Genomic DNA, 25,176 nt, shown 5'->3' with positions numbered 1-25,176 from the left:
CCTCGCGGATATGATCGTCCATGGAGCCGCCGATATCGAGAAACAGCAGCACCTTGACGGCGTTGCGCCGCTCCGGCCGGGTCTTGACGTCGAGATAGCCGTGCTCGGCGGTGGAGCGGATGGTGGCGGGAAGGTCGAATTCCTCCTCGGCCCCGTCCCTAACCCAGCGGCGCAGCCGCTTCAGCGCGACCTTGATGTTGCGCGTGCCGAGTTCGACCCCGTCGTCGAGATCGCGGAAGTCGCGCCGGTCCCAGACCTTCACCGCCTTGCGGTGGCGGCTTTCCTTCTGGCCGATACGGACGCCTTCCGGGTTGTAGCCATAGGCGCCGAAGGGCGAGGTGCCGCCGGTGCCGATCCATTTCGAGCCGCCCTGATGGCGTCCTTGCTGCTCTTCGAGGCGTTCTTTGAGCGTCTCCATAAGCTTCTCGAAGCCGCCGAGGGATTCGACCAGCTTCTTCTCGTCTTCCGTGAGGTGCTTCTCGGCGAGCCGGCGCAGCCACTCCTCGGGTAATTCGCGCATATCGACGCCGCCGGCCTCGCCGGAGACCGCTTCCACGCCCTTGAAGATTTCGGCAAAGACCCGGTCGAACCGGTCGATGAAGCGCTCGTCCTTCACCAGGCTGGCGCGGGCGAGATAATAGAATCCTTCCACATCGTAGGTGACCAGATCGGCCGTCACCGCGTCGAGAAAGGCGAGGTGCTCGCGCAGCGTGACCGGGACGCCGGCGGCCTTGAGCTTGAGGAAGAAGGTCAGAAACATGAGGCGAGGGTAGGGCAGAGAGGTGGTGAAGTCAGCCGTTGTCCGGCCGGCGTCGTCGACATAGCATCGTCATGGTTGATCGCACTGCGCCAGCGGCGTATATGAGGGGTGAGAATGACGCTGAAGATCGAAGTCGGTGAAACCCGACGCTTTCTTCTCGATCGTGCGTTCTACGGCCTGTCCGACGATCGCAAGGATCGCATGTTCGCTCGACTCGAATCCGATCCCGCGGTGGGAACACCGCGAGCCGACCGGACGTCACTTTGGGATTGGCGGTTTGGAGAGTTCGAAGTCACCTATGCGATCAGCGATGATTTCGGCAAAATCGTGCTGCTGGAACTTCGCCCGTATAACTGGAACTTCGCCCGTATAAGGAGAAACCCGCGCGGATTCTGGACCGAGCTTGGGACGCCATCGACAAGATCAACAAGATCAAGCGGTTGATCGGGTTATGATGTGAGAAACGTGATGAGGAAAAGAAAGAGTGAGGAGGAAGCGGCCGAACATCTGGCTGAGTCCCTCGAACAGGCCCTGAAATGGTTTCAGGGCGACGATTCCGACGTCACGGTCCATACCTTCACGATCGAGGTGCCGGACGTCGCCAAGCTGCGGCGCAAGCTGAAGCTGACGCAGGCTGATTTCGCGCTGAAGATCGGCGTGCCGGTGGCCACGCTTCGCAATTGGGAGCAGGGCCGGCGCTATCCGACCGGCCCCGCGCGGGTGCTGCTGAATGTGCTGGCGCGACGGCCGGATCTGGTGATGGAAGCGATCGAAGCCTCCCAGCCTGTCGAAGCGGCGGAATAACAGCCTTGTGACGCGGGCGAGCGTAACCCGCACGCGCCGCGCGGCGTTTCTTGCCGGCAGAGGCCGGGTCGCAGACGCGCAAGCGCCCTATTGTGCGAGCTTGTCGCGGAATTTCTCCGGCACCTGATCGAGCGTCAGTTTCTTCTGCTCCTCGGCGTCGTGGGCAAAGGCCACCAGATCGGCGAGGTCCTGGCCGCTCAGATCGATGACCGCACCCAATTCCGCCTCCTGCATCGCCGCCATCGCGGGGGCGCCGCGCCACATGCGCGCGGCGAACTCGAACGCGTTCATCGGCGACGGCATCTCGGCGGCGTCGAGCGAAGGGCCGACTTCGACCCCGATACCGTTGACCGAATGGCAGACGACGCAACCCTTGTCGACGAACAGCTGGCGTCCCCGTTCGGCGTCGAGCGGCGGCAGGGCGATACCGATATCGCGCATGAACCCCATCATGCGGTCGACCTGTTCGGGCGGCATCTCCTCGATCGCTTCAAAATCGTGGCCGTGCTCGTGGCCTTGGTGCATTTCACGCAAATCCTCGAGCGGAGCGGACGCGCCGTGATCGTCGTCTCCGGCCTCGGAGGAATGACCGGGCGCGGCCGAAGCGCCGCCCGGCGCGAGTGCCATGGATACGGCCACGGCCGCCGCGGCAAGGGTGACGTGGGACATCATCATATTCCTTTCAGATCATCGAAACGGTACTATCATACACCCTTCGGAAACTGCCCAGGGCGCCGTCGCTCAAGGGAACACACCAAGGTCCGGCCCGAAAGCCGGGACCACTCGCCGCAACGATGCTGTAGCGCTGAACGAGTGACCGGGCGTTGATCCACATCAATGCGCTTCGAGGCGCGCAGCGAGAAAAAGGAGCAGGCACGGCGATCAGTACCCTGTCGGGGAGATCGCGATCGGCGGCGGGTTCCATCAGATCGTTCGGGGTGCCGGAGCGAGCGCGTCCCCTGGGCGGCTGAATGGACGCACCGCGCCGTGAGGCCGCAGAGCGCGACATTCAGCGGGTTCATGGCAGCGGCGCTCACGCTTGTGACGGCCCGCCGCCCAAGCCGCCAAAATGGGAAGGAGGTGGCGCCATGTGCGCGGGTTCCGTGGTCCCGGCCCCGTCCATTCAAGCCTCCGGGCCGCCGGCCGACGGCAGCTCGGCGACCCGCCGAGATGTCCTTTATATCGCGACCGGGGCGATGGCGGCGGTCGGCACGGCGGTGGCGCTGTGGCCCTTCATCGACAGCATGAACCCGGCGGCGGACGTCTTGGCTCTGTCCTCAGTGGACATCGACCTGTCATCCGTCGAGGTCGGCCAGCGGATCACCGCGATGTGGCGGAGCAGGCCGGTGTTCATCGCCCGCCGCACGCAAGAAGAGATCGCACGGGCCAGGGCCGATGACGGCGATCCGGGCCTGATCGACCCGGCCACCGATGCATCCCGCGTCATCCAGGACGAATGGCTGATCGTCGTCGGCGTCTGCACCCATCTGGGCTGCATCCCGCTGGGCCAGGACCCGGCCGCGCCCCGGGGCGAGTGGGACGGGTGGTTCTGCCCATGCCACGGCTCCGTCTACGACACGGCGGGCCGGGTGCGCCGCCGCCCGGCGCCACGCAACCTCGATGTGCCGCCTTACGAATTTCTGGACAACGGCGCCGTCCGGATCGGTTAGGCGGACGCTGCCCGCTCAGTCCGGCAGAACGATCTCGCCCTTGAGGTAGAGAACACCCTGGCCCGCTACGACGACGGTCTCGCCATCCAGACGGCAGCGCAGATCGCCACCGCGCTTCGACACCTGCCTTGCGGTGAAGTCGGTCTTGCCCAGCCGCTCGGCCCAATAGGGCACCAGCGTGCAATGGGCCGAGCCGGTGACCGGGTCTTCATCAATCCCGGCCTTCGGCGCGAACATGCGCGAGACGAAATCGACGGCGTTGCCGGGCGCGCCCGCCGCGGTGGCGATGATATTGCGCGGCGGCAGTCCGCCGAGCGCTCGAATGTCAGGCGCCAGCGCCTCGACCTCGGCGGCGCTGTCCAGGACGGCCAGCCAGGATGTGTCGTTCGGCACGGCGAAGGAGACCACCGCCTGCGGCCGGGCGCGGAGGGCGTCGGCCAGCTTGTCGATATCGGCCGCGTCGACGGTTCCGGCCTCGTGCCGGCGCGGGAAGCGCATGACGTACCATCCGTCGGCGTCGCGGGTGACGGTCAACTCGCCTGATTCCCGTGTCACGAAGGTCAGCGTCGCGGCCGTATCGCCGAGGCATTCGGTGAGGACGTAGGCGGTGGCGAGCGTCGCGTGGCCGCACAGCGGCACCTCGATCGCCGGGGTGAACCAGCGCAGCTCCCAGCGCGCCTCGCCGGCCGGCACGAAGAAGGCGGTTTCGGCGAGATTGTTCTCCCCCGCGATCGCCTGCATCACAGCGTCCGGCAACCAGGAATCGAGCGGCACCACGGCGGCCGGATTGCCGGCAAACAGCCGGTCGGTAAAGGCGTCGACCTGGTAGAGGGGAAGGGTGGGCATCAGGTTATTTCCGAGGATGGCGGACGATGAAAGCGCCTAATCAAGCGCATAACGGCGATCCGCACCAACGCAATCGCGTGATATCAGCCATCGTTCCCAGTCATGGGGACACCTCACTCACCCCCGCCTTGCCAGAAATGCCAGCCGCTCGAACAGATGCACGTCCTGCTCGTTCTTGAGCAGCGCGCCGGCGAGCTTCGGCAGGGCGCTGGTCGGGCTCTCGCGCAAATCCTTGGGCTCGATGTCCTCGGCGACGAGCAGGCGGATCCAGTCCAGCGCCTCCGAGGCCGCCGGCCGTTTCTTGACGCCCGGCTGCTCGCGCAGCTCGTAGAACTGGGTCAGCGCGGCGCGCACCAGCTCCTTCTTGATGCCGGGATGATGCACCACGACGATCTTCGCCAGCGTCTCGGGATCGGGAAACTGGATGTAGTGGAAGAAGCAGCGGCGCAGGAACGCGTCCGGCAGCTCCTTTTCGTTGTTCGAGGTGACGACGACGATCGGCCGGTGCCTGGCCCTCACCGTTTCGTCGGTCTCGTAGACGTCGAACTCCATCTTATCGAGCTCCTGCAGGAGATCGTTGGGAAACTCGATGTCGGCCTTGTCGATCTCGTCGATCAACAGGACGACGCGCTCGTCGGAGGCGAAGGCCTCCCACAACTTGCCGCGGCGGATATAGTTGCGAATGTCGTTGACCTTCTCGTCGCCGAGCTGGCTGTCGCGCAGCCGCGAGACGGCGTCGTATTCGTAGAGCCCTTGCGCCGCGCGCGTGGTGGACTTGACCGTCCACTGGATCAGCCTGAGCCCCAGCGCCTCGGCGATCTGGAAGGCGAGTTCCGTCTTGCCGGTGCCCGGCTCGCCCTTGACCAGCAATGGACGTTCGAGGGTGATCGCGGCGTTGACCGCGACCATCAGATCCTTGCCCGCCACATAGGCGTCGGTTCCGGTAAAGCGCATGCGTGTCATCCTGTTTTGCGGTTGCCGGCAACCATAAGGTCCGGCGAGGCGCTGGCAAGCGGCGAGCGCGCTTTGACGGGGCCGGCTCGTCAGTGGGGCTTATCGTTCCCTGCTTCGACCCTATGTTGCGGCGGCGACGCGCCGGGTCCCTTCCGGCCCAGGGAAACAGCCGCATGAATTCAAACAGCTTTGCCGCGCAAACGGGCGCCACCGGCGAGGGCGCACTCGGCACCGTCCTGACGGTGTTGTTCGCGCTCGCCTGCGGCGCGCTCGCGGCCAATCTCTATTACGCCCAGCCGCTGGTCGCGCTGATTGGCGACGACACCGGCCTGTCGGCCTCGACCGAGAGCATGATCGTCACCGTCGCTCAGATCGGCTACGCCATCGGCCTCGTCCTCCTGGTGCCGCTCGGCGATCGTGTCGAGAATCGCAAGCTGATCCTCGTCACCATGGCGGCGAATGTCGTCAGCCTCGCCGGCCTCGCCCTGGCGCCGTGGCTGACGACGCTGTTCGCCATGATGCTGGTTGTCGGCATCACCTCGACGGCGGCGCAGATGCTGGTGCCGCTGGCCGCCAATCTCGCGCCCGCCGCCGCACGCGGCAAGGTCGTCGGCAACGTCATGAGCGGGCTTCTCGGCGGGATATTGCTCGCCCGGCCGGTCTCCAGCTTCCTTGCCGACTATGTCGGCTGGCGTGGGGTGTTCGGCCTGTCCGCGGGGCTCATCGCGGCGCTTGGCCTGGCTGGCCTGATCCTGTTGCCGCGCCGCGAGCCCCATGGCGAGCGGAGCTACGCCGTGCTGATCGGCTCGCTCGGCAAGCTGTTCGTCCGCCAGCCGGTGCTGCGCCGGCGCGGGATCTACCATGCCGCGATGTTCGGGGCGTTTTCGCTGTTCTGGACCGCCGCGCCGGTGATCCTTCTACGCGAACCCTACAATTTCACCCCGAGTGGCGTCGCCCTGTTCACGCTGGCCGGGGTCCTCGGCGTTTTCGCCGCGCCGGTCGCCGGCCGTCTCGCGGACCGTGGCTACACCCGCATCGGCACCATCGCGGCGATCGCAACGGTGATCGCCGCCTTCGTCGCCGCCCTGTTCGGCGGCGTCTCGATGGCCGCGCTGGTCGCCGCGGGCATCCTGATCGATCTCGGCGTGCAGGCCAATCTCGTCTTTGGCCAGCGCGAGATCTACCAGCTCGACGCGACCATCCGGAACCGGCTCAACGCCGTTTACATGACGACGTTCTTTCTCGGCGGGGCGATCGGCTCGGCGCTGTCCAGCCCGGTGCTGGAAGCCTTCGGCTGGGTGGGCATCTGCGTTATCGGCATCGCCATGCCCGCGGCGGCGCTGATCTATTTCCTGTTGTCCGACGAATCCGGCTGAGGCGGCATTCCTTCGGCCTCCCATTTGTCGAGAAACGCTTCGATCGGAAGCGCCTGCATGTCGGGGATCGCCGCAAACAGGGTGTCGGGCGGCCAGTCCCACCAGGCGAGGCGCCGTAGCCGCTCTGCGATCTCCGGCGGAAAGCGATCGCGCAATGGCCGCGCCGGTACGCCGGTGACGATCTGACAGGCGGCGACATCCTTGGTGACCACCGCATTGGCGCCGATCGCCGCGCCGTCGCCGATGCGCACTCCGGGCATCACCACCGCGCCGTGGCCGATCCACACGTCATGGCCGATCGCGACACGCTTGGCCCTGCGATGTTCGCGCCAGCCGGAATCGATTGGCAGAAAGCGGAAATATTCGTTCGGCCGGTAGCTGATCTTGTGGGTCGTCGGGCGCTCCATCGGGTGCTCCAGCGCGTTGATCCGGACATTCGCGGCGATGGAGCAGAACTTGCCGATGTCGGCGTGGATGGCTTCGCCGCCGCGCTCGCAATAGGAAAAGTCGCCGACCGTGACGTCGCGCAGCAGCACACGCGGGCCGATCTCGACGAAGCGGCCGAGGCGGGTTTCCTTCAGCTCCGCCGAGGGGTGAATGCGCGGTTCGGACGAACGCAGGCGCAAATCGTCGTCGCGGCCGTGGCTGTCGCTATCCATCGCATGGTTTTCCCAAGGGGCTGTTCGCTTTCGTTGTCGTCATCATCGGCCCATAACCCGCGATACCGCGCCGGTACAGGGCAGCCGGAAATAGGCCGGGCGACGGCAAACGTAAGGGAAGATGCGGATGTTTGATTTGCGACGCCCGTCCCGGCTGCCATGCTGATTGTCGGTGACGAAGGGTCAACTGCCGCACCGGCGATCTTGGGAGGATCCGATGACGAAAAATGGTTGTTGCGGGCCGGGCTATGCCTCGCCGAAGGAGGCCATGCAGGCCGAGCGGGAGAAGCTGCTTTACACGGTGGCGCTTTATGTCGGGACGGGCGTGGAGAAGCCGGATTATCTGGCGACGGTGGATGTCGACCCGGATAGCCCGACCTATTCCAGCGTCGTCGCGCGCACCGAGATGCCGGGGATCGGCGACGAGCTGCACCATTCGGGCTGGAACGCCTGCTCGTCCTGTCATGACGATGCGTCGAAATCCCGGCGCTATCTGCTGATGCCCGGCGTGCGCACCTCGAACATCAATGTGATCGACACGGCCGATCCGACGAATCCGAAGCTGCACACGGTGGTTTCCGGCGACGAGATCAAGGCGAAGACCAATCTGTCGGCGCCGCATACGGTGCATTGCCTCGGCTCGGACATCATCATCTCGATGCTCGGCGATGCCGACGGCAACGGACCCGGCGGCTTTCTGCATCTCGACGAGAATTTCAACATCGTCGGCCGCTGGGAGAACGAGCTCAACGGCATGAAGTACAATTACGACTTCTGGTACCAGCCGCGCCACAACATGATGGTCAGCTCGGAATGGGCCGCGCCGAACACCTTCATGCCGGGCTTCGATCTCGACGACGTCGCGGCCGGCAAATACGGACAATCGGTGCATTTCTGGGACTTCAAGGCAAGGAAGGTCGCCAAATCGGTGGATCTCGGCGCCGAGGGCATGATTCCACTGGAGGTGCGCGGCCTGCACGACCCGGAATCGAACCACGGCTATTTCGCCGCCACCTTGTCCTCAAACGTCTTCCATTGGTGGAAGGACGATGCCGGCGAACCCCAGTTGGAGAAGGTGATCGACATTCCCACGATCGATGTCGCGGGTTTCCCGGTGCCGATGCCCAGCCTGATTACCGATATCCTGATTTCGATGGACGACCGCTACATCTATTTCGCCAACTGGCTGCACGGCGATCTCAGGCAATACGACATCACCGACCGCTCGAACCCGAAGCTGACCGGTCAGGTCTGGCTCGGCGGCCTGCTCGGCAAGGCGCCCGAGGTCAATGGCGTGACGGTGCAGGGCGCCCCGCAGATGATCCAGCTGTCGCTGGACGGCAAGCGGCTCTACGTCACCACATCGCTGTTTTCGACCTGGGACAATCAGTTCTATCCGGGCATGAAGGACAAGGGGGCGCAGATGTTCATGATCGACTGCGACACCGAGCGTGGCGGCATGACGATCAATCCCGACTTCCTGGTGGATTTCGGCAACGAGCCGAACGGACCGGCGCGCTGCCATGAAATGCGCTATCCGGGAGGCGACGTCACCAGCGACATCTGGATGTGACGCGGATGCGCGGTCGCATCGGCGGCCGGTCCCTCGATCGACGGCGCGGGCGGTGAAAACGTGGCGGGTCACGCTGGCAAATCGGAACGGCCGTGTCCTGGATGTTGGTGAGGACCAGCCGATACTCGACGCCGCCGAGGCCGCCGGGATCGTCCTGCCGGTCGCCTGCCGCTATGGCGGCTGCATCACCTGCGCCGGGCGATTGATCTCGGGCAAGGTACGCCAGCCGAAAGGGACCGCCTTGAACCGGCGGCAGAGCGTGGCGGGGTATATCCTCTTGTGTGTCGCCCGGCCCCGTTCAGACTGCGTCATCGCCGTCGGCGTCGAGAGCCATGACGAGCTGTATCGAAATCCCTTCGCCGACTTCCGGCCGTCGGGCAACAGATCGTGAAGCTGGAGTTGGGGTCTCGCATCCGGCGGGGCGGTCATGCTATTCGCGTCCCGATATCAATCGGATGCGCGGGAGAGGCGGGCCGGGTCTTGAACATACCCGTGCACGATAGCGACATGAACGGACTTTCGCTGTTTCGAGCCGGTCTTTGGGCCGTCGTGGCGCTGCTCGCGGGCGCGGTCGCGGTCGCGGCGCTGGTATTGTTTTACGCTCCGGTCGGCCCGGTCAGCGGCGAGGGACCCTTCGGGACGCCCTTCGCGCTCGTCGATCAGAACGGCGCGGCGATCACCGAGGCCGATCTGAAAGGGACGCCGTCCGCTGTGTTCTTCGGCTTCACCCACTGCCCGGAGGTCTGTCCGACGACGCTTTATGAGCTTGCCGGTCATCAAAAGCGTCTGAAGGAGGAGGGCAAGGACCTGCGGCTTGTCTTCGTCACCGTCGATCCGGAACGCGACACGCCCGAAATCCTCAAGGATTATGTCAGCGCCGTCGGCCCGGACATCACCGCGGTCACCGGTGCGCCGGACAAGATCGCGGCGATGCTGAGAGGCTGGGGCGTCTATTCGGCGAAGGTGGGCGACGGCCCCGACTATTCCATGGACCATACGGCGACGACATTTCTGTTGGACGCCGATGGCGCGCTGGCGGGGACGCTGGCCTACGGTGAAAAGTCGGACACGGCGCGCGCCAAGCTGGATCGGCTCGTCGGGCTTTGACACCCGGGCCGAAGCAAGCATGCGGCGCCGTGAGAGCAGAGGCCCTTGTCGCCGCTTGGCAAATCGCACCGCCCATTTCCTTCGCGCCGTTCCGGCCTAGTTGGGCGTCGTCGTTCGCAAGGATAATCGTACATGGATGATCTCGCCGCCCAGATCGCGCTCATCGGCGCCGCGGGCATCGCCTCGCAATGGCTGGCCTGGCGCCTCCAGATTCCGGCGATCGTGATCCTGCTCGCCGTCGGTCTCTTTTTCGGCCCGTTCACCGGATTCATGAATCCGCGCGCGGATTTCGGCGACCTCTATACGCCGCTGGTGTCGACCGCCGTCGCGATCGTTCTGTTCGAGGGCGGGCTGACGCTGAATTTCCGCGAGATCCGCGAGACGTCGAAAGCAGTGCGGCGCATCGTCATCGTCTCCGGGCCGCTGGTCTGGCTGATGACCGCGCTCGCCGCCCATTATGTCGGCAATTTGTCATGGCCGACCGCGATCATCCTCGGCGCAGTGCTGGTGGTCACCGGGCCGACGGTGATCATGCCGCTCTTGCGCCACGCCAAACTGAAGACCCGTCCGGCGTCGATCCTCCGATGGGAAGCGATCGTCAACGACCCGCTCGGCGCGTTGTTCGCGGTCATCTCGTTCGAAACCTTCCTCGTGCTCGCCGGGGCGCACGAGGCCGAAAACCTGATTCTCAACGTGATCCTGGCGATCGCGATCGCGGTTCCCGGCGGTATCGCGGCGGGGCGCGCGCTCAGTTGGCTGTTCAGCCGGGGCCATGCTCCCGAATATCTGAAGGCGCCGATCCTGTTCGCGGCCGTGGTCGCGATGAATTCGATCACCAATCTGGTGCTCGAGGAGGCGGGGCTTCTGACCGTCACCGTGATGGGCATCACCATGGCCAACGCCCGGATCGCCAGCATTACCGAACTCCGGCGGTTCAAGGAGACGATCACCACGCTGCTCGTCTCGGGCCTGTTCATCGTGCTGACAGCCTCGCTGCAGATGGACGTGATCCGCAGCCTCGAATGGCGGGTCGTCGGCTTTCTGGCCATCGTGCTGTTCGTGGTGCGGCCGCTGGCGGTTTTCGTGGCGACGATCGGCGCCGGGCTCAGCTGGAAAGAGCGGCTGCTCGTCGGCTGGATCGCACCGCGCGGTATCGTCGCGGTTGCGGTCGCCGGCCTGTTCGGCGCGACGCTCACGCGGATCGGGGTCACCGATGGCGACCGCATGATCGCCTATACGTTCGCTCTGGTTGCCGCCACGATCATCCTGCACGGCTTTTCGCTCGGGCCTCTGGCACGGCTTCTCGATCTCAGGTCGGCGGACCGGCCGGGCGTCCTTTTCGTCGGCGCCTCGCGCTTTACCATCGCCTTCGCCCGGCGGCTCAAGGCACTGGAGGTTCCAGTCCTCATCGCCGACGGCAACTGGTCGCGCATCTCGGAGGCGCGGCTGGCCGAAGTCGAGGTCTGGTACGGCGAGATCCTGTCGGAACAGGCGCACCACTCGCTCAATCTCTCGCGCTTCGACCACATGGTGGCCGCGACCGACAACGACGCCTACAACACCTTGATCTGTACCGATTTCGCGCCCGAGATCGGCCGTTCCGATGTGTTCCAGATCGGCGATTTCGGCGCCTCCGACCGTCAATCGATGAATTTCACCATCGGCGGCTTGCCCTTGTTCAAACCCGGCAAGAGCTATGCCCAGTTGCGTGATCTCATCGTCGACGGCTGGATCTTCCAGGCGACGCGGTTGACCGATGAGTTCGGGTACAAGCGCTTCGCCGAAACCCGGCCGGAGGAGACTCACGTCCTCTTGTGGATAAAGCCATCGGAAAGTCTCGTCTTCGCCGCGGCCGAAGGATCGGGTGAGCCCGACGAGGGCGACACCATCATATCCTTTGGCCCGCCCCGGCCCGAGCGCGAGCAGGATAAGATCGTGAAGGCGACGACGACCGAACGCGAGGCCCGCGCCGAAAAGGCTCGCAAGACCACCGAAGCAGCGTCCGCCAACGTCGCGGCCGCCGACTGATGAGACAGTCGCGCTGCTTTCTCCGGGCCGGCAGGGCCGAGGCCGAGGCCGTCTACGAGGCGCTGGACAGGGCCTTCGAAGAACAGGGCTTGCCGGTGGCCATCAGCGAAATCGACGAGGCGAGAGGGCTGTTCGAGGTTTCCGCCTATTTCGACACCGCCGACGCGGAAGCCTTGGAACGGGCTTTCGCCGAGGCGGTCGGTCCCGCCCTGGCGGGTCGGATCGAGCGCGAGGATCTTCCCGACAAGGATTGGATGGCCGACGTTCTCAAGGCATTGAAGCCGGTGCGTGCCGGCCGCTTCCTCGTCCACGGGGCGCATGATCGCGACAAGATCGCCGCCAACGACCTGTCCATCGAGATCGAGGCGGGACAAGCCTTCGGCACCGGTCATCACGGCACGACGGCCGGCTGTCTCACGATGTTGGGGCGGATCGTCGCACGGCGCCGTCCGCGCAACGCGCTCGACCTCGGAACGGGAAGCGCGGTCCTGGCGATCGGCCTGGCCAAGCTCGCGCGCGTGCCAGTGCTTGCGACCGATATCGACCCGGTGGCCGTGCGGGTCGCCAAGGCCAATGTCGTCGCCAATGGCGTCGCCCCCTTCGTCACCAGCGTCACCGCAGTCGGCTTCGCAGCGCCGTCGGTTCGCACACGCGCCCCGTTCGAGCTGATCGTCGCGAACATTCTCGCCGGACCCTTGATGCGGCTGGCGCCGCAATTCGCGCGGCATCTGGCGCGGCACGGCGACATCGTTCTATCGGGGATTCTGGTCAGCCAGCGGGACGCGGTCCTGGCGGCCTTTCGCGCGCAAGGGCTTTTTCACCGGCGCACGCTAGTGCTAGGCGACTGGGTGACGCTGCATCTAGCCCGGTAAGTGAAGTGAGCGGCTTCACGACGTGAAAACGCCGGCGCGCAGTCTTTGCGGCCGGCGTTTCTGTTCTGCTTGAGATGCCGCGGGATCAGCGACGCTCGGGCGTGCGTCCCTCGAAAAGCGACTCGCGCCCGCTGAGCTCGAAGCCATCGCGTCCGAGGAACGCCATGCGATCCTCGATGTAGCGGCGGGCCTCGCGCTCGCGCGCCTCGATCATGCGATCCAGCATGCTGCGCATGAATCCTTTCGAGCGGCCGGTGCCGCGGTGGGACAATTCGGTATAGGTCGTCGTGGCCATCGCAATATCTCCTGATGCGGTTCGCTGGCCTCCCCTTGCGACCAATATGCGACCTGGAGGGCGCGCTAGGTAGAGTCATTCCTGCATAGGTGCCTGTCCGTTATTGCATTGCACAACGGCACGCGCGCTTAGTCATTGTTAACCTTTCCCGCCCGACTTCATGCGCCTATGGTCCCGCGATCGGCGCCGATCGCGCCGCCCGTTTTCTTCGTTTCCCGACAGAGCTGCCGATGTTTCAAAATTTCGATCAGACCACCGATTTTTCGCGCAGCGCCGGGCGGGTCCGCCAGCTACGTGCCGGTTTCGGCGAAGCCGGCGTCGACGGTTTCATCGTGCCGCGCGCCGACGAGCACCAGGGCGAGTATATTCCCCCATCGGCGGCACGGCTCGAATGGCTGACCGGCTTTTCCGGCTCGGCGGGCGTAGCCGTGGTGCTGGCCGAACGCGCCGTGATTCTGGTCGATGGGCGCTACACCTTGCAGGTCCGCTCGGAGGTCGATCTGGCGGTTTTCGAGCCGGTCTCTTCGGTGGACACGTCCTTGGCCGACTTCTTGAAGGCGGCCGCGCCCGGCAGGCGGATCGGCTTCGATCCCTGGCTGCATACGGTGTCGGAGATGCGGGCGCTGACCGACGCCATCGAGGCGGTCGGCGGGCAACTCGTCGCGCTTCAAGCCAATCCGATCGACCGGATTTGGAACGAGCGTCCCGCGCCGCCCAAGGCGAGGGCGGTCGTCCATCCCGAGCGCTTCGCCGGACGTCCGGCGGAAGACAAGCTCGCCGATCTGGTCGGTCGGATCGGCGAAGCGAAGGCCGATGCCGCGCTTCTCACCGACCCCGCGTCGATCGCCTGGGCCTTCAACATTCGCGGCGCCGACGTTCCGCACACGCCGCTGATGCTCGCCTTCGCAATTCTGCGCGCCGAGGGTCGCCCGACCCTGTTCGTCGATCCGGACAAGCTCGACGTCGAGATCCGCGCGCGTCTTGCGGCGCTTTGCGATCTGGCATCGCCGGACGATTTCGAGGCGGCGTTGAAGCGGGAGGCGACCGGCCGCGCGATCGGCCTCGATCCGCAATTGGGCGCCGCGCGGTTGGCCAACATCGTCGCGGCGGCCGGCGGCAGGCTCGTCGATATGCCGGACCCCGCGCGGCTGCCGCGCGCGATCAAGAACGCCGGCGAGATCGCCGGTTCGCGGGCCGCGCATCGGCGCGATGGCGCCGCGGTCGCAAGCTTCCTTGCCTGGCTCGATCGGCAGCCGCCGGGAAGCGTTACGGAGATCGGCGCGGCCGAGCGACTGGAAGCGTTGCGCGCCGAATATGGCGAACGCGACGGGCATCCCTTGAAGGACATTTCCTTCGATACGATCGCCGGTTCCGGCCCGAACGGCGCGATCGTGCATTATCGCGTTAACCGGGGGAGCGACCGGCCTCTTGGGGAGGGTGAGCTCTTTCTGCTCGACTCCGGTGCCCAGTACGAGGACGGTACCACCGACGTCACCCGCACGGTCCCGATCGGCGGACCCAGCGCCGAGATGCGGATGAAATTCACGCTCGTGTTGAAGGGCATGATCGCCATTGCCACGGCGCGGTTTCCCAAGGGCACGCGCGGCGTCGACCTCGACCCGCTTGCCCGGATCGCCCTGTGGAAGGCCGGCTGCGACTACGCCCACGGCACTGGCCATGGCGTCGGCTCCTATCTCGCCGTGCATGAAGGTCCGCAGTCGATCTCGAGGCGCGGCATGGCGGTGCTGGAGGCCGGCATGATCCTGTCCAACGAGCCGGGCTATTATCGCGAGGGGGCCTTCGGCATCCGGATCGAGAATTTGATCCTGGTCGAGCCGGCAAGTCCGATCGCGGGCGGCGATCTGCCGATGCATTCCTTCGAGACGTTGACGTTCGCGCCGATCGACCGCCGGCTCATCGAGCCGACGCTGATGAGCCGGGAGGAGGTCGACTGGGTCGATGCCTATCACGCCGAGGTGAGGCTATCCCTCACCCCGTTGATGTCGGCCGAGGATCGAAGCTGGCTGGAGGCCGCCACCCGACCCGTTGGCATCCGATAGCGGTTGCCCGGCGTGACGCCCGGACGTTCAATTCCGATGGCGGATCGAAGCGTCCGCGACGCGGTCATCGAGCGCCTGCGCGCTCAACGGCAAAGCCGTCGCCTGCCATGATACGGCTGGAAGGTTCCCGAGCGCGCGTCGAACGACCGGTACTTGGCCGCGCAATAGCGATACCACTCGCCTGTCCAGGCCGCCGGCCTGGTGCGGTAATAGCGCGGGGCGGCGCGGTAATAACGCGGAGCCGGGCGGTAGTAGCGCGGCTGACTGGCGATTGCCGCGCCGATGCCGAGGCCGATGATCGCGGCGCCGCCCGAGCCGAGGCCACGATGGCGCCGGTAGTAACGGCGATCACCCCGGAAGCCACGGTGGCCACGGTAATAACGACCTCCGCGATAGTGTCGACCGCCGCCGAAGGACCCGCCGCCATAGTGACCGGCCTCGGCCTGCGATATTCCAACGAGCGGGGTATTGGCGGGCACGGTGGCCGGCGCGACCGACAGGGCGAGCGCCAGCGCGATGGATTTGACAGCCAGTGGCTTGAAGAAATTCATGTCGACCTCCTACATTACCAATATGTTAGTAACTAGGTAACGATCGGGAAGCTGAACAGCGCCTGAACGAAACGGCAGCTCACGAAAGCGTGGCCGGGAGTTCGAAGTCGCGCGGGTGGCTCAGGCCGTGGATCGCGAACCCTTGCCGATAGGTCTCCCGCGCGACAGGTGAAGGGCGCGAGGCTGTAACGCAACGCATGACCCGAAAGGCCCTCCGCCATCATGTCCGACAACCCGTCGCCGTCTCCGCAAAATCCCCATCTGATCTATTTCGCCGACCCCATGTGCTCATGGTGCTGGGGCTTCGCGCCGGTGGTGGAGGCGATCACAGCGCGCTATCCGGATCTGGCGATCCGCCTCGTGCTCGGCGGCCTGAGGCCGTTTACCGACAAGCCGATGGACGCAAGCGCCAAAGGCGATATCCGCAACCATTGGGAGCATGTGCGCGACGCCTCGGGGCAGCCCTTCGACTTCTCCTTTTTCGAGCGGGACGGGTTCGTCTACGATACCGAACCGGCCGCTCGTGCGGTCGTGACCGGCCGTCAACTCGCGCCAGAGAAAGCCATCGCGCTCGAACACGGGATCGCCCGGGCGTTCTATGCCGAGAACCGTGACGTCACCGACGCCGAAACACTGGCCGATCTCGCGGCGGAATTGGGCTTCGATCGCAAGGCGTTTCTGGCGGCGTTCGCAAAGGAGGAAACCAGGCAGGAAACGCTGGGTGATTTCGCGCTGTCGCAGCGCGCCGGCGTCACCGGCTTTCCGACCCTGATCGCCGGGCCGCAGGCGGACGGCAATTACGCCCTCGTCACGGCGGGCTACCAGCCGCCAGAGCCAATCCTCGCGCGGATCGGGTCGTGGCTCGAGCAACATAAAGCGGTGGCGTGAGCAAACCGGGCGCGTCGCGGCGCTAAGGTAGGATCAAAGCGTCGCCCGGTTTTCCCGAGTATCGTGCCTGCCGTCTTCCGCCCGGGCCGGCCATTGTCTTCCGGGCGGGGGCTCTCTAACTCCCAACGCAGCGAACACGCACCTAGCACAGCGGAGACGATCGATGACCACTTCAGGCCCCGGCCGGCAAGGCCCCAATCGCATGCTCGACGAGTTCGCGCGGATGATGACCGACGCCGCCGGCGCCGCCCAAGGGGTTCGGCGCGAAGTGGAGACGGCGTTCCGGGCGCAGGGCGAGCGTTTCCTCAATCAGATGGATCTCGTCCAGCGCGAGGAGTTCGAAGCCGTCCGCGATATGGCGGCCAAGGCCCGCATGGAAAACGCGGTCCTGAAGAAGCGGCTCGATGACCTGGAGGCACGCGTGCCAAGCGCCAAGCAGAAGGCCGGCTGACAGGTTCTCCACAGGCAATCAACAGGTTTCGAACCGCCTACGGCCGAGCCGGATTATCCTTTGCCGAGAGTCGCTTAAGACTCCCGGCGAAGCCCTTCCCCGGACCAGCGAAATCGATTGGTGGTGAATATTTGGTTAACGCCCCTTAGCGCGAGGACTCCCGGTCTATATGCTGATTCATAAGGGTGATTCGACGCTGAGCGGTGGCGGCGTCACCCCCGCGGGGCGCCTTGGCGGCAATCGGCATCCCCGCCGAAATGGATACGGGGACGTTGGCATGAGTCTGATTGAATTTGCCTCTTTGAGGCAATCTCATCCGGTCGATATGATCGAATGGGTCGCGGCGGCCCGGGAATGGGCGTTCGAACGCTCGGGCGACGACGAGATCGCGGTGGCGGTGGCCGGAGTCTGGACCGATTATTCGGTGTCGTTCTCCTGGCTGGAGAATATCGAGGCGCTGCATCTGGGCTGCGCTTTCGACCTCAAGATTCCCGCGCATCGTCGTTCCGAAGTGCTGCGGCTGCTGGCGCTGATCAACGAGAAGCTTCTCGTCGGACATTTCGACCTTTGGCAGCAGGAGGGGGCGGTGATGTTCCGCCACGCGCTGCTTCTGTCAGGCGGCGCCGAGCCGACCAGCCAGCAAGCCGAGCGGATGCTGGCGACGGCACTGGAAAGCTGCGAGCGCTTCTATCAGGCATTCCAGTTCGTCGTGTGGGCCGACAAGATGGCCGACGATGCGCTGGCTTGCGCGATTTTCGAGACCGAAGGCGAAGCGTGAGCATGGCCGACGCGCACGAGCGCATCCTGCTCCTGGGCGGTGGCAACATGGGCGCGGCGCTGCTCGGCGGCTGGCTGGAGACCGGGCTGGAACCGTCGCGCGTGGTCGTCGTCGATCCGAAGGTCGGCGATGCCTTGCGCCCATTGATCGACCGCTATGGCGTCCGCCATGAGACGAACGTCCCTGACGAGGCATTCGATATCGCGTTGCTGGCGGTGAAGCCGCAGATGATGGGCGAGGCGCTTCCGGCGTTGCGCGCCGCGCTCGAACCGGAAAGCCTCGTCGTTTCGATCGCCGCCGGCACCAGCGTTGCGGCGATCGAGGCGATACTGGGTGAGCGGCCGGTCGTTCGGGCCATGCCGAATACGCCGGCGCTGATCGGCAGGGGCATCACTGGCGCTTTTGCCAATGCGCGGGTCGAGGTCGCGGGGCGCGCCGTCGCGGACGGTCTCTTGTCGGCGAGCGGTCCGGTGGAGTGGGTCGAGAGCGAGGCCCTGATCGACGCCGTCACCGGCGTCTCGGGCAGCGGCCCCGCCTATGTGTTCTACCTCGCCGAATGCCTGGCGAAAGCCGGTGAGGCAGCGGGGTTGCCCGCCGATCTCGCGATGCGGCTGGCGCGGCACACCGTCGCCGGGGCGGGCGAGTTGATGATCCGTTCCGAGGACACGCCGGAAAAGCTTCGCCGAAACGTCACCTCGCCGAACGGCACCACCCAGGCCGCGCTCGATGTCTTGATGGCGGCCGATGGCCTGGCGCTGCTGATGCGGCGCGCCGTCGGCGCCGCGCGCGACCGCGCCGAGGCATTGTCGAAGGAATAGGCGAATGACAGCGAACAAGGGTCCGGCGCCGGAGATTGGCTTCGACGATTTCATGAAGGTCGACATTCGCGTCGGCACCATCGTCGAGGCGGCGCCGTTTCCCGAAGCGCGCAAGCCGGCGTTTCGCCTGACCATCGATTTTGGCGCGCCGATCGGCCGCAAGAAATCCTCCGCCCAGATCACCGCGCATTACGGCGCCGAGGCGCTGATCGGCCGGCAGGTGCTTGCCGTGGTCAATTTCCCGCCGCGGCAGATCGGCCCGATGATGTCGGAGGTGCTGACCCTCGGCGTACCGGACGCGGCCGGCGAGGTCGTGCTGCTGGGGCCGGGCCATAATGTGCCCGACGGCGGCCGGATGTTCTGAGCCGGGCTACGCCGGCACGCGAATGAGTGCGCGCAGGCCGCCAAGCTCGCTGTCCGACAGGAGGATGTCGCCGCCGTGGCCGCGGGCGATGTCGCGCGCGATGGCAAGGCCGAGGCCGGTGCCGCCGCTGTCGATGTTGCGGGCGGTGTCGAGCCGTACGAACGGCTTGAAGACTTCCTCGCGCTGCTCGGCGGCGATGCCGGTCCCGTTGTCCTCGACGGTGATGGTCAGCCATCGCCCCTCATGGCGGGCGCGGACGCGGACGCGGTCGCCATGGCGCAAGGCGTTGGTGACGACGTTGGTCACCATGCGGGTGAAGGAATCCGGTCGCACCGCGAGACGCGGATCGCCGACGATTTCGACCGTGATCTGCTTGTCCTTCAACTTGGCTTCGGTCCGGAATTTTCCGAGCACCGGCACAAGGTCGAGTTCACCGACCTCCTCGGCGGCTTCGTCCTTGGCGAAGGCGAGATAGCCCTCCAGCATGCGCTGCATTTCGTCGACGTCGGCGTTCAACTCGTCCTGGTCCTCGCCTTCGCCGAGCAGCGCAAGCTGCAGTCGGAAGCGTGTCAGGATGGTTCGCAGATCATGGCTGACGCCGGTCAGCATGGCGGTGCGCTGTTCCATCTGCCGCTCGATGCGGTCGCGCATCTGGATGAAGGCGAGCGAGGCGCGCCGAACCTCCGAGGCGCCGCGCGGGCGGAAATCCGGCGGCATCGGCTGGCCGCGCCCGAAACCTTCGGCCGCCGCCGCCAAAGCCTGGATCGGGCGGATCTGGTTGCGCAGAAACAGGATGGCGATGATCATCAGCACCAGCGAGGTGCCGACCATCCACACCAGGAAAATATGGGTGTTCGAGGCATAGGCGGAGTTGCGCGGCGCGAAGACGCGCAGAACCTTGCCGTCCAACTGGATGCGGACTTCGACGATCTTGGACTGGCCGACCGTATCGATCCAGAAGGGGCGCCCGATCCGTTTGGTAATCTCTTCGCTGAGGATGCCGTCGAGGATGTTGAAGAACGGCTTCGGAGCGAGGGCGGGCAATGGTTCGGGTGGCAGCACCGAGACGTTGAGGCCAAGCCGGTCGCGGGCGACCTCGATGACCTGCGCTTCGACGAGGTCGGTGATCGCCGCAATGTCGCGCACCACGGCGGTCGACAGCCGCTGGGTCACGAGTTGCCAGTGCCGCTCCATGAACACCACCGTCACCACGCCCTGCAGCAGAACCACCGGCGCGATGATGATGATCAGGGAGCGCGCATAGAGCCCCTTCGGCATGAAGCGCTGGGTGATGCGCGGAAGGGGGCGCAGGGGCCCGCGCCAGATGTCGATCGTCGGCAGTTTGCCAAATCGCCAGCGCGGCGGCCACGCGCGACGCCGAAACCGCGTCCCGAACCGCCGCGGGCGCTTTTGGATGAGGCGTTCGATCAGGGTCACGGACGCTCCGGCCTCAATCGGTGTTCAGGCGATAGCCGATGCCGCGCACCGTCTGGAGCCACAAGGGGTTCGCCGGATCGCTTTCGATCTTTCGGCGCAGGCGGTTGATCTGGACGTCGACGGTCCGTTCCCCTACATCCGTCTCGTCGCCGAGGAGATCCTGACGCTGGATCGTCTCGCCCGGGTTGCCGGCGAACTGCGACATCATCTCCTGCTCGCGTTCGGTCAGACGGATCACCTCCGGGCCGCGTTTCAGTTCGCGGCGTGAGAGCGTGAAGGTGAACGGGCCGAAGCGTACATGTTCCAGCTTCTGGATCGGCGCCGGGCTCCCGCGCCGCAAGATGTTGTTGATGCGCAGAAGCAACTCGCGCGGATCGAACGGCTTCGGCAGATAATCGTCGGCGCCGGCCGTCAGCCCTTCGATCCGCTGCTCGGTCTCCGAGCGCGCCGTCAGCATCAGCACCGGCGACTGGCGCTCGACGCGGAACGCCCGTACCAGATCGATGCCGTTCTCGCCGGGCATCATCACGTCGACGATCAGGAGATCGAAGTCGAGCCCTTCGAGAATACGCCGGGCCTCCCTGGCATCGGCCGCCACCGAGACGCGGAAATTCTGCTCCGACAGGAACCGCGACAGCAGCGAGCGGATACGACGGTCGTCATCGACGACGAGAATGTGGGGAGCATCGTCTCCCAGCGATGTCATCTCGCCCGAGGTCTCCGTTGCGCACTCGTTCATAGCGGGTCTTTCCAGTTGATACCTTGCTTCGCGAACCATTCCCGCGTCGCCGGCCGATCCGCTGCCATCTGCCTGAGAAAGGCGCCGATCGGCGCTGCGTCGGAGGGCGCGGCATCGCTCAACGCGGCTTCGATCCGGCGGGCCTGGGCGCGCGAGAGCTCCAGCGTCAGTTCGCGCCCCTTCACGGTCGGATAGAGGCAGCGTTGGCGGCGGTCCTCCGCCCCCGGCATCTGTCGGATGAAGCCATCGTCGATGAGCTGGCGCAACACCCGCGACAGCGACTGCTTGGTGATCTGCAGGAGGTCGAGGAGATCGGTGATGGTCATGCCGGGGGCGCGATTGACGAAATGCAGGATGCGATGATGGGCGCGCCCGAACCCGTAGCGAGCCAGGATCGAGTCGGCATCGGCGGTAAATTCGCGATAGGCGAAGAACAACAGCTCGATCATCCGGAAGTCCGGATGTCCGAAGGTCGGCAGGGGCTCCCGCACAATGGCTTCGGCGGCATCGTCCGTGCGCACATCGGAGGTCAGGGCAGCATCCATAATTTAGGTCAGTACCATTGACGTAATTTCCTACTATTGTTACACCGGACGGCGAGGAGTGGAAACCGTCGCTGATCCGCCATGCATGGACGAGAGACATTGACGCGGGTCCACCCCTCGGCCGACAGTCGACCGCCGCCAGACGATGATAGGGAGGACGCCGGAAGAGGCGTCGCGAGCACCATGAGCAATGTTCCATTCGACCAGCTTGACGGCGAAATCTGGTTCAACGGCCAGTTCGTGCCCTGGAAGGACGCCAAGATCCACGTGCTGACGCATGGACTTCATTATGCCAGCGCCGTTTTCGAGGGCGAGCGAGCCTATGGCGGCACGGTCTTCAAGCTGCGCGAACACACCGAGCGTTTGATCGAGTCCGGTCGCCTGCTGGGCTTCGCGCTGCCCTATAGCGCCGACGAGATCGACGCGGCGACGAATGAACTGCTCGACCGGCAAGGTTTCGCCGATGCCTATGTCCGGCCGATCGCCTTCCGTGGCTCGGAGATGATGGGCGTGTCGGCTCAGAAGAACCGCATCAACGTGGCCATCGCCATCTGGCAATGGCCGAGCTATTTCGATCCCGAACAGCGCATGAAGGGAATCCGGCTGGATCTGGCCGAATATCGCCGGCCGGACCCGCGCACCGCGCCCTCCAAGGCCAAGGCCACCGGCCTTTATATGATCTGTACGATCTCCAAGCACGCGGCGGAAGCCAAGGGTTATGCCGACGCGATGATGCTCGACTGGCGCGGTCAGGTGGCCGAAGCGACCGGCGCCAACGTCTTCTTCGTCAAGGACGGCGTCCTGCATACGCCGACGCCCGACTGTTTCCTCGACGGCATCACCCGCCGCACCGTGATCGATCTCGCGCGCCGGCGCGGCATCGAGGTGAAGGAGCGGGTGATCATGCCGGAGGAGCTGGCAAGCTTCGAGGAATGCTTCCTCTGCGGCACGGCGGCCGAGGTGACGCCGGTCTCCGAGATCGCCGACTGGCGGTTCACGCCCGGCGAGACGACGCGGCGGCTGGTCGAGGATTACACAGCCGCCGTACATCCGCAGCGCGCGGCGGCGGAGTAGGGCGCCCAGCGAGCCGATCGGACGGCGATGCGGCGATGATCCCCTGGCAAAAGCTCGACAGCGCGTCGATTCCCGGGACGACGGGCGAGCTTCGGCTGATGCGGCGCGGCGCCGAGTTCTCGATCATGCTGGGCGACAACGAGCTGATGAACAGCCGGCTCTCGGGCTCGGAGGAGGCGCTCGCGCGCCTGTCCTGCGAGACGATCGCAGATCGGGCGACGCCACACGTGCTGGTCGGCGGGCTCGGCATGGGGTTTACGCTGCGCGCCGTCCTTTCTCATCTTAGCAGCGACGCGGACGTCACAGTCGCCGAGCTTGTGACGGCGGTGGTCGCCTGGGCGAAAGGCCCGATGGCGCATCTCTTCGACGGCAGCCTCGACGATCCTCGCGTGAGCATCGCGGTGACGGACGTCGCCGAGCTCATTCGCGGCGCCCGGGCAGCCTATGACGCGATCCTTCTCGACGTCGACAACGGCCCCGAGGGCCTTACGAGCCACGCCAATGACCGCCTGTACGATCTCAGGGGATTGGAGGCGGCGCGGCGCGCGCTGCGTCCCGGCGGGGTGCTGGCGGTCTGGTCGCAGGGACCTGACAGCGGCTTTACCGGACGGCTTCGCAAGGCAGGCTTCCGCGTCGACGAGTCGCGTGTGCGCGCCAGCCGCACGGGCCGCGGTGCCCGCCACGTCATCTGGATCGCGACCACATAGGTCCGCGCGCCGCCGAAATCAGATCCCGTGCCGGGATTTCACCTTGAGCCAAGCCGCATTTGCGCCAAGGAGCGGCGGCGGTTATTCCCCTGTCCAACACGGTGGCCGCGCGATCTTGACTAACGTTTGAGATTAACCGCGCCGCCCAACTGGTTGAGGAGACTCCCATTTCGATGCAACTCAGTGCCCAGATCGTTCCCGTCACTCCGTTCCAGCAAAACTGCTGCATCCTCTACGACACCGAGGCCAAGACCGGCGTCGTGGTCGACCCTGGCGGCGATGTCGACCGGATCGTCGCGGCGATCGAGGCCGCCGGCATCGCCATCGAGGCGATCTGGCTGACCCACGGCCATATCGATCACGCGGGCGGTGCCATGGAACTGAAGGAGCGGCTCGGCGTCGACATCGTCGGTCCCCATCGTGACGATGCGTTCCTGCTGTCAGGCCTCGAGGCCCAGGCGCAGATGTTCGGCGTCGACGGGGCAGTGCGCAATTGCACGCCGGACCGATGGCTGGAGGAGGGCGAGACGGTCGGCCTCGCCGGGCATGTCTTCGAGGTGCTGCACACGCCGGGTCACGCGCCCGGTCATGTCGTTTTCTTTCACCGCCAGGCGAAGTTCCTGCATGCAGGCGACGTCCTGTTTGCCGGCTCGATCGGACGCACCGATTTGCCGGGCGGCGACCATGCCGCGCTGATCCGCTCGATCAAGGACAAGGTGCTGCCGCTCGGCGACGACGTGGGCTTCATCTGCGGTCACGGGCCGGGCGGACGCCTCGGCGACGAGCGACGCACCAACCCGTTTCTGACCTGATAGCCGCGCCCCGTCGGGCCCGGCAGTCAACCGCCGATGCAGAACCGGGAATTGCCCGCCGCGTCGACATAGGTGCCGAAATTCGGGTCGAAGCTGGGATGGGCGCGGGTGCAGGCGCTCAGCCATTGCGGCGTCCACGGCTCACCGGCGCGCGCCTTGCGAGCGGGCGGCACGCTTCGATCCGAAGCTGCGGCGGCATGCCGGTCGTAGTCCGGAGCGATGCGGATGATCTTGGCGCCGCCGGTCTCGATGATGTCGATGCCGGAAGCCGGCATGGGACGGCGATCCAGCCGTTCGCTCGCGACATCGATGATCCGCGGTCCGTTCGGCACCGCATCGAAGCCGTGCTGGCGCTTCCATGTCGTGGCGCGGGAGGGCAGGGCGGGGCGACCGGAAGACCCGGTGGAGATCGTCGTGAACGAACCTTGCGAGCGGGTCGACATGCCCCGCCGCTCGACCACGCGCCACGCGCGGTTTCGCCCACGCACGGTGAGTACGTCGAAATTCGGCTTGAGTTTGATCGACCCGCCGTCCTCCAGAAACTCCTCGCGTTCATTGGTGGAATAGATATCGGGAGCGGTCCGGATGCCGCCGCCATCTTCAAGAAACTCCTCCCGCTCGTCGGTGACGTAGATATCGGGCGCGGTCCGAATGCCGCCGCCATCCTCGAGAAATTCCTCGCCCTGAGCGGAAAAGTCGATGATCTGGGCGGTTCTGACGCCGAGGCCACCGCTGTCGAGGGACTGTTCGCTCGCAGCGGGCACGGAGGCCAGCATTAGAAAGGACAGCGCGGCTGCGGTCGTGCGCGTTGCCAAGCGGTTTCGGCTTTGCATGACGTTCTCCCGTTTAGGCCCCTTTCGAGGCATTCGGCAGAGCCCTTGCACGCTGCGTGCCAGACGATTCTGTTCCGTTCCGGCACTCCACCACGGCGGTGAGAGACAAAAAAGCCCGCCGTGCGACGCGCGGCGGGCTATCCCAAGCTTTTGGTGCCGGCGCGGCACTCTCGCG

Annotated in this window: 28 protein-coding genes and 1 pseudogene; 18 read left to right on the top strand and 11 right to left on the bottom strand. The window is 65.6% G+C overall.

Annotation, left to right across the window (positions count from 1 at the left end; translation table 11 throughout):
* Positions 1 to 760 (bottom strand): annotated as a pseudogene (locus MJ956_RS09595) (VWA domain-containing protein); the annotation flags it as partial.
* Between the two features lie 114 nt (positions 761 to 874).
* Between MJ956_RS09595 and MJ956_RS09590 the strand changes: the two are divergent.
* Together MJ956_RS09590 and MJ956_RS09585 are read left to right on the top strand one after the other, a co-directional pair.
* Positions 875 to 1,204, top strand: a complete 330-nt coding sequence (locus MJ956_RS09590) for a hypothetical protein (protein WP_253964250.1) — start codon at positions 875 to 877, stop codon at positions 1,202 to 1,204.
* A 24-nt stretch (positions 1,205 to 1,228) separates the two neighbouring features.
* The gene (locus tag MJ956_RS09585) at positions 1,229 to 1,564 is read left to right on the top strand and encodes a helix-turn-helix domain-containing protein (protein ID WP_253964249.1); all 336 of its coding nucleotides are present in this window, start codon (positions 1,229 to 1,231) and stop codon (positions 1,562 to 1,564) included.
* 87 nt (positions 1,565 to 1,651) lie between these two features.
* Here the strand turns inward: MJ956_RS09585 and MJ956_RS09580 are convergent, their stop codons facing one another.
* Positions 1,652 to 2,233, bottom strand: coding sequence for a c-type cytochrome (locus MJ956_RS09580; protein ID WP_253964248.1), 582 nt, complete (start codon positions 2,231 to 2,233; stop codon positions 1,652 to 1,654).
* Positions 2,234 to 2,652: 419 nt separating this feature from the next.
* On the opposite strand from MJ956_RS09580, the gene petA reads away from it, so the two are divergent.
* The gene (petA, locus tag MJ956_RS09575; RefSeq protein WP_256477808.1) at positions 2,653 to 3,234 is read left to right on the top strand and encodes a ubiquinol-cytochrome c reductase iron-sulfur subunit; all 582 of its coding nucleotides are present in this window, start codon (positions 2,653 to 2,655) and stop codon (positions 3,232 to 3,234) included.
* 15 nt (positions 3,235 to 3,249) lie between these two features.
* Here petA and MJ956_RS09570 read toward each other — a convergent pair whose 3' ends face one another.
* Both MJ956_RS09570 and MJ956_RS09565 read right to left on the bottom strand, forming a co-directional pair.
* Positions 3,250 to 4,080: a PhzF family phenazine biosynthesis protein gene (locus tag MJ956_RS09570; protein WP_253964247.1), complete on the bottom strand. Its 831-nt coding sequence runs from the start codon at positions 4,078 to 4,080 to the stop codon at positions 3,250 to 3,252.
* A gap of 117 nt (positions 4,081 to 4,197) precedes the next feature.
* Positions 4,198 to 5,034, bottom strand: coding sequence for an AAA family ATPase (locus tag MJ956_RS09565; RefSeq protein ID WP_253964246.1), 837 nt, complete (start codon positions 5,032 to 5,034; stop codon positions 4,198 to 4,200).
* A 173-nt stretch (positions 5,035 to 5,207) separates the two neighbouring features.
* On the opposite strand from MJ956_RS09565, the gene MJ956_RS09560 reads away from it, so the two are divergent.
* On the top strand, positions 5,208 to 6,410 hold the full coding sequence (locus tag MJ956_RS09560; protein WP_253964245.1) for an MFS transporter: 1,203 nt from the start codon (positions 5,208 to 5,210) through the stop codon (positions 6,408 to 6,410).
* On the opposite strand, the gene MJ956_RS09555 is transcribed toward MJ956_RS09560, so the two are convergent.
* Positions 6,380 to 7,069, bottom strand: a complete 690-nt coding sequence (locus tag MJ956_RS09555; protein ID WP_253964244.1) for a DapH/DapD/GlmU-related protein — start codon at positions 7,067 to 7,069, stop codon at positions 6,380 to 6,382. The genes MJ956_RS09560 and MJ956_RS09555 overlap by 31 nt on opposite strands.
* Positions 7,070 to 7,286: 217 nt before the next feature.
* Between MJ956_RS09555 and MJ956_RS09550 the strand changes: the two genes are divergently transcribed.
* The 5 genes from MJ956_RS09550 (at position 7,287) to MJ956_RS09530 (ending at position 12,649) form a co-directional block, all read left to right on the top strand.
* Positions 7,287 to 8,642 (top strand): selenium-binding family protein, encoded by a 1,356-nt coding sequence (locus MJ956_RS09550; protein WP_253964243.1) that lies wholly within the window; start codon positions 7,287 to 7,289, stop codon positions 8,640 to 8,642.
* 52 nt (positions 8,643 to 8,694) lie between these two features.
* Complete coding sequence (locus MJ956_RS09545) at positions 8,695 to 9,033, top strand: 2Fe-2S iron-sulfur cluster-binding protein (protein WP_253964242.1); 339 nt, start codon at positions 8,695 to 8,697, stop codon at positions 9,031 to 9,033.
* Between the two features lie 116 nt (positions 9,034 to 9,149).
* Complete coding sequence (locus MJ956_RS09540) at positions 9,150 to 9,749, top strand: SCO family protein (protein WP_253964241.1); 600 nt, start codon at positions 9,150 to 9,152, stop codon at positions 9,747 to 9,749.
* A gap of 132 nt (positions 9,750 to 9,881) precedes the next feature.
* Positions 9,882 to 11,777, top strand: coding sequence for a cation:proton antiporter (locus tag MJ956_RS09535; protein WP_253964240.1), 1,896 nt, complete (start codon positions 9,882 to 9,884; stop codon positions 11,775 to 11,777).
* A complete protein-coding gene (locus MJ956_RS09530) occupies positions 11,777 to 12,649 on the top strand; it encodes a 50S ribosomal protein L11 methyltransferase (RefSeq protein WP_253964239.1) in 873 nt (290 codons plus the stop codon). The genes MJ956_RS09535 and MJ956_RS09530 overlap by 1 nt, the downstream gene beginning before the upstream one ends.
* Positions 12,650 to 12,734: 85 nt before the next feature.
* Here MJ956_RS09530 and MJ956_RS09525 read toward each other — a convergent pair whose 3' ends face one another.
* Positions 12,735 to 12,944 (bottom strand): hypothetical protein, encoded by a 210-nt coding sequence (locus tag MJ956_RS09525; protein ID WP_253964238.1) that lies wholly within the window; start codon positions 12,942 to 12,944, stop codon positions 12,735 to 12,737.
* 230 nt (positions 12,945 to 13,174) lie between these two features.
* Between MJ956_RS09525 and MJ956_RS09520 the strand changes: the two genes are divergently transcribed.
* Positions 13,175 to 15,004, top strand: a complete 1,830-nt coding sequence (locus tag MJ956_RS09520; RefSeq protein ID WP_253964237.1) for an aminopeptidase P family protein — start codon at positions 13,175 to 13,177, stop codon at positions 15,002 to 15,004.
* Positions 15,005 to 15,087: 83 nt separating this feature from the next.
* On the opposite strand, the gene MJ956_RS09515 is transcribed toward MJ956_RS09520, so the two are convergent.
* Positions 15,088 to 15,555 (bottom strand): BA14K family protein, encoded by a 468-nt coding sequence (locus tag MJ956_RS09515; RefSeq protein WP_253964236.1) that lies wholly within the window; start codon positions 15,553 to 15,555, stop codon positions 15,088 to 15,090.
* Between the two features lie 222 nt (positions 15,556 to 15,777).
* Here MJ956_RS09515 and MJ956_RS09510 point away from each other — a divergent pair, with 222 nt between their 5' ends.
* From MJ956_RS09510 to MJ956_RS09490, 5 genes are all read left to right on the top strand, one after another.
* Positions 15,778 to 16,443: a DsbA family protein gene (locus tag MJ956_RS09510; RefSeq protein WP_253964235.1), complete on the top strand. Its 666-nt coding sequence runs from the start codon at positions 15,778 to 15,780 to the stop codon at positions 16,441 to 16,443.
* Positions 16,444 to 16,606: 163 nt separating this feature from the next.
* A complete protein-coding gene (locus MJ956_RS09505) occupies positions 16,607 to 16,894 on the top strand; it encodes an accessory factor UbiK family protein (RefSeq protein ID WP_253964234.1) in 288 nt (95 codons plus the stop codon).
* A gap of 277 nt (positions 16,895 to 17,171) precedes the next feature.
* A complete protein-coding gene (locus tag MJ956_RS09500) occupies positions 17,172 to 17,672 on the top strand; it encodes a type III secretion system chaperone family protein (RefSeq protein WP_206454212.1) in 501 nt (166 codons plus the stop codon).
* Between the two features lie 2 nt (positions 17,673 to 17,674).
* Entirely contained in the window at positions 17,675 to 18,490 is an 816-nt protein-coding gene (gene proC, locus MJ956_RS09495; RefSeq protein ID WP_253964233.1) for a pyrroline-5-carboxylate reductase, read from the top strand.
* Between the two features lie 4 nt (positions 18,491 to 18,494).
* On the top strand, positions 18,495 to 18,854 hold the full coding sequence (locus MJ956_RS09490; protein WP_253964232.1) for a tRNA-binding protein: 360 nt from the start codon (positions 18,495 to 18,497) through the stop codon (positions 18,852 to 18,854).
* Between the two features lie 6 nt (positions 18,855 to 18,860).
* Here the strand turns inward: MJ956_RS09490 and MJ956_RS09485 are convergent, their stop codons facing one another.
* From MJ956_RS09485 to MJ956_RS09475, 3 genes are all read right to left on the bottom strand, one after another.
* On the bottom strand, positions 18,861 to 20,132 hold the full coding sequence (locus MJ956_RS09485; protein WP_253964252.1) for an ATP-binding protein: 1,272 nt from the start codon (positions 20,130 to 20,132) through the stop codon (positions 18,861 to 18,863).
* Positions 20,133 to 20,304: 172 nt separating this feature from the next.
* Positions 20,305 to 21,030, bottom strand: a complete 726-nt coding sequence (locus tag MJ956_RS09480; protein ID WP_423724828.1) for a response regulator — start codon at positions 21,028 to 21,030, stop codon at positions 20,305 to 20,307.
* Positions 21,027 to 21,575 carry a MarR family winged helix-turn-helix transcriptional regulator gene (locus MJ956_RS09475; RefSeq protein ID WP_253964230.1) on the bottom strand — a complete coding sequence of 183 codons (549 nt, stop codon included), beginning with the start codon at positions 21,573 to 21,575 and terminating at the stop codon, positions 21,027 to 21,029. The genes MJ956_RS09480 and MJ956_RS09475 overlap by 4 nt, the downstream gene beginning before the upstream one ends.
* 183 nt (positions 21,576 to 21,758) lie before the next feature.
* On the opposite strand from MJ956_RS09475, the gene MJ956_RS09470 reads away from it, so the two are divergent.
* The 3 genes from MJ956_RS09470 (at position 21,759) to MJ956_RS09460 (ending at position 24,168) form a co-directional block, all read left to right on the top strand.
* A complete protein-coding gene (locus MJ956_RS09470; RefSeq protein WP_253964229.1) occupies positions 21,759 to 22,649 on the top strand; it encodes a branched-chain amino acid aminotransferase in 891 nt (296 codons plus the stop codon).
* Between the two features lie 35 nt (positions 22,650 to 22,684).
* Positions 22,685 to 23,356, top strand: a complete 672-nt coding sequence (locus tag MJ956_RS09465) for a spermidine synthase (RefSeq protein WP_253964228.1) — start codon at positions 22,685 to 22,687, stop codon at positions 23,354 to 23,356.
* Between the two features lie 173 nt (positions 23,357 to 23,529).
* Positions 23,530 to 24,168 (top strand): MBL fold metallo-hydrolase, encoded by a 639-nt coding sequence (locus MJ956_RS09460; RefSeq protein WP_253964227.1) that lies wholly within the window; start codon positions 23,530 to 23,532, stop codon positions 24,166 to 24,168.
* Positions 24,169 to 24,194: 26 nt separating this feature from the next.
* Here the strand turns inward: MJ956_RS09460 and MJ956_RS09455 are convergent, their stop codons facing one another.
* A complete protein-coding gene (locus tag MJ956_RS09455) occupies positions 24,195 to 25,001 on the bottom strand; it encodes a BA14K family protein (RefSeq protein WP_253964226.1) in 807 nt (268 codons plus the stop codon).
* Between the last annotated feature and the right edge of the window lie 175 nt (positions 25,002 to 25,176).

The organism is Aurantimonas marianensis, assembly GCF_024195285.1.
In the GTDB taxonomy this organism is placed as follows: domain Bacteria; phylum Pseudomonadota; class Alphaproteobacteria; order Rhizobiales; family Rhizobiaceae; genus Aurantimonas; species Aurantimonas marianensis.
The sequence above is the reverse complement of the archived record's forward strand: the minus strand, read 5'-3'. Positions and strand labels throughout refer to the sequence as shown.

Excerpts from the sequence above, each read along its gene's own strand:
- MJ956_RS09590 (WP_253964250.1), top strand. The coding sequence starts at position 875 with ATGACGCTGAAGATCGAAGTCGGTGAAACCCGACGCTTTCTTCTCGAT.
- MJ956_RS09585 (WP_253964249.1), top strand. The coding sequence starts at position 1,229 with ATGAGGAAAAGAAAGAGTGAGGAGGAAGCGGCCGAACATCTGGCTGAG.
- MJ956_RS09580 (WP_253964248.1), bottom strand. The coding sequence starts at position 2,233 with ATGTCCCACGTCACCCTTGCCGCGGCGGCCGTGGCCGTATCCATGGCA.
- petA (WP_256477808.1), top strand. The coding sequence starts at position 2,653 with ATGTGCGCGGGTTCCGTGGTCCCGGCCCCGTCCATTCAAGCCTCCGGG.
- MJ956_RS09570 (WP_253964247.1), bottom strand. The coding sequence starts at position 4,080 with ATGCCCACCCTTCCCCTCTACCAGGTCGACGCCTTTACCGACCGGCTG.
- MJ956_RS09565 (WP_253964246.1), bottom strand. The coding sequence starts at position 5,034 with ATGCGCTTTACCGGAACCGACGCCTATGTGGCGGGCAAGGATCTGATG.
- MJ956_RS09560 (WP_253964245.1), top strand. The coding sequence starts at position 5,208 with ATGAATTCAAACAGCTTTGCCGCGCAAACGGGCGCCACCGGCGAGGGC.
- MJ956_RS09555 (WP_253964244.1), bottom strand. The coding sequence starts at position 7,069 with ATGGATAGCGACAGCCACGGCCGCGACGACGATTTGCGCCTGCGTTCG.
- MJ956_RS09550 (WP_253964243.1), top strand. The coding sequence starts at position 7,287 with ATGACGAAAAATGGTTGTTGCGGGCCGGGCTATGCCTCGCCGAAGGAG.
- MJ956_RS09540 (WP_253964241.1), top strand. The coding sequence starts at position 9,150 with ATGAACGGACTTTCGCTGTTTCGAGCCGGTCTTTGGGCCGTCGTGGCG.
- MJ956_RS09535 (WP_253964240.1), top strand. The coding sequence starts at position 9,882 with ATGGATGATCTCGCCGCCCAGATCGCGCTCATCGGCGCCGCGGGCATC.
- MJ956_RS09530 (WP_253964239.1), top strand. The coding sequence starts at position 11,777 with ATGAGACAGTCGCGCTGCTTTCTCCGGGCCGGCAGGGCCGAGGCCGAG.
- MJ956_RS09525 (WP_253964238.1), bottom strand. The coding sequence starts at position 12,944 with ATGGCCACGACGACCTATACCGAATTGTCCCACCGCGGCACCGGCCGC.
- MJ956_RS09520 (WP_253964237.1), top strand. The coding sequence starts at position 13,175 with ATGTTTCAAAATTTCGATCAGACCACCGATTTTTCGCGCAGCGCCGGG.
- MJ956_RS09515 (WP_253964236.1), bottom strand. The coding sequence starts at position 15,555 with ATGAATTTCTTCAAGCCACTGGCTGTCAAATCCATCGCGCTGGCGCTC.
- MJ956_RS09510 (WP_253964235.1), top strand. The coding sequence starts at position 15,778 with ATGTCCGACAACCCGTCGCCGTCTCCGCAAAATCCCCATCTGATCTAT.
- MJ956_RS09505 (WP_253964234.1), top strand. The coding sequence starts at position 16,607 with ATGACCACTTCAGGCCCCGGCCGGCAAGGCCCCAATCGCATGCTCGAC.
- MJ956_RS09500 (WP_206454212.1), top strand. The coding sequence starts at position 17,172 with ATGAGTCTGATTGAATTTGCCTCTTTGAGGCAATCTCATCCGGTCGAT.
- proC (WP_253964233.1), top strand. The coding sequence starts at position 17,675 with ATGGCCGACGCGCACGAGCGCATCCTGCTCCTGGGCGGTGGCAACATG.
- MJ956_RS09490 (WP_253964232.1), top strand. The coding sequence starts at position 18,495 with ATGACAGCGAACAAGGGTCCGGCGCCGGAGATTGGCTTCGACGATTTC.
- MJ956_RS09485 (WP_253964252.1), bottom strand. The coding sequence starts at position 20,132 with ATGCCGAAGGGGCTCTATGCGCGCTCCCTGATCATCATCATCGCGCCG.
- MJ956_RS09480 (WP_423724828.1), bottom strand. The coding sequence starts at position 21,030 with ATGAACGAGTGCGCAACGGAGACCTCGGGCGAGATGACATCGCTGGGA.
- MJ956_RS09475 (WP_253964230.1), bottom strand. The coding sequence starts at position 21,575 with ATGGATGCTGCCCTGACCTCCGATGTGCGCACGGACGATGCCGCCGAA.
- MJ956_RS09470 (WP_253964229.1), top strand. The coding sequence starts at position 21,759 with ATGAGCAATGTTCCATTCGACCAGCTTGACGGCGAAATCTGGTTCAAC.
- MJ956_RS09465 (WP_253964228.1), top strand. The coding sequence starts at position 22,685 with ATGATCCCCTGGCAAAAGCTCGACAGCGCGTCGATTCCCGGGACGACG.
- MJ956_RS09460 (WP_253964227.1), top strand. The coding sequence starts at position 23,530 with ATGCAACTCAGTGCCCAGATCGTTCCCGTCACTCCGTTCCAGCAAAAC.
- MJ956_RS09455 (WP_253964226.1), bottom strand. The coding sequence starts at position 25,001 with ATGCAAAGCCGAAACCGCTTGGCAACGCGCACGACCGCAGCCGCGCTG.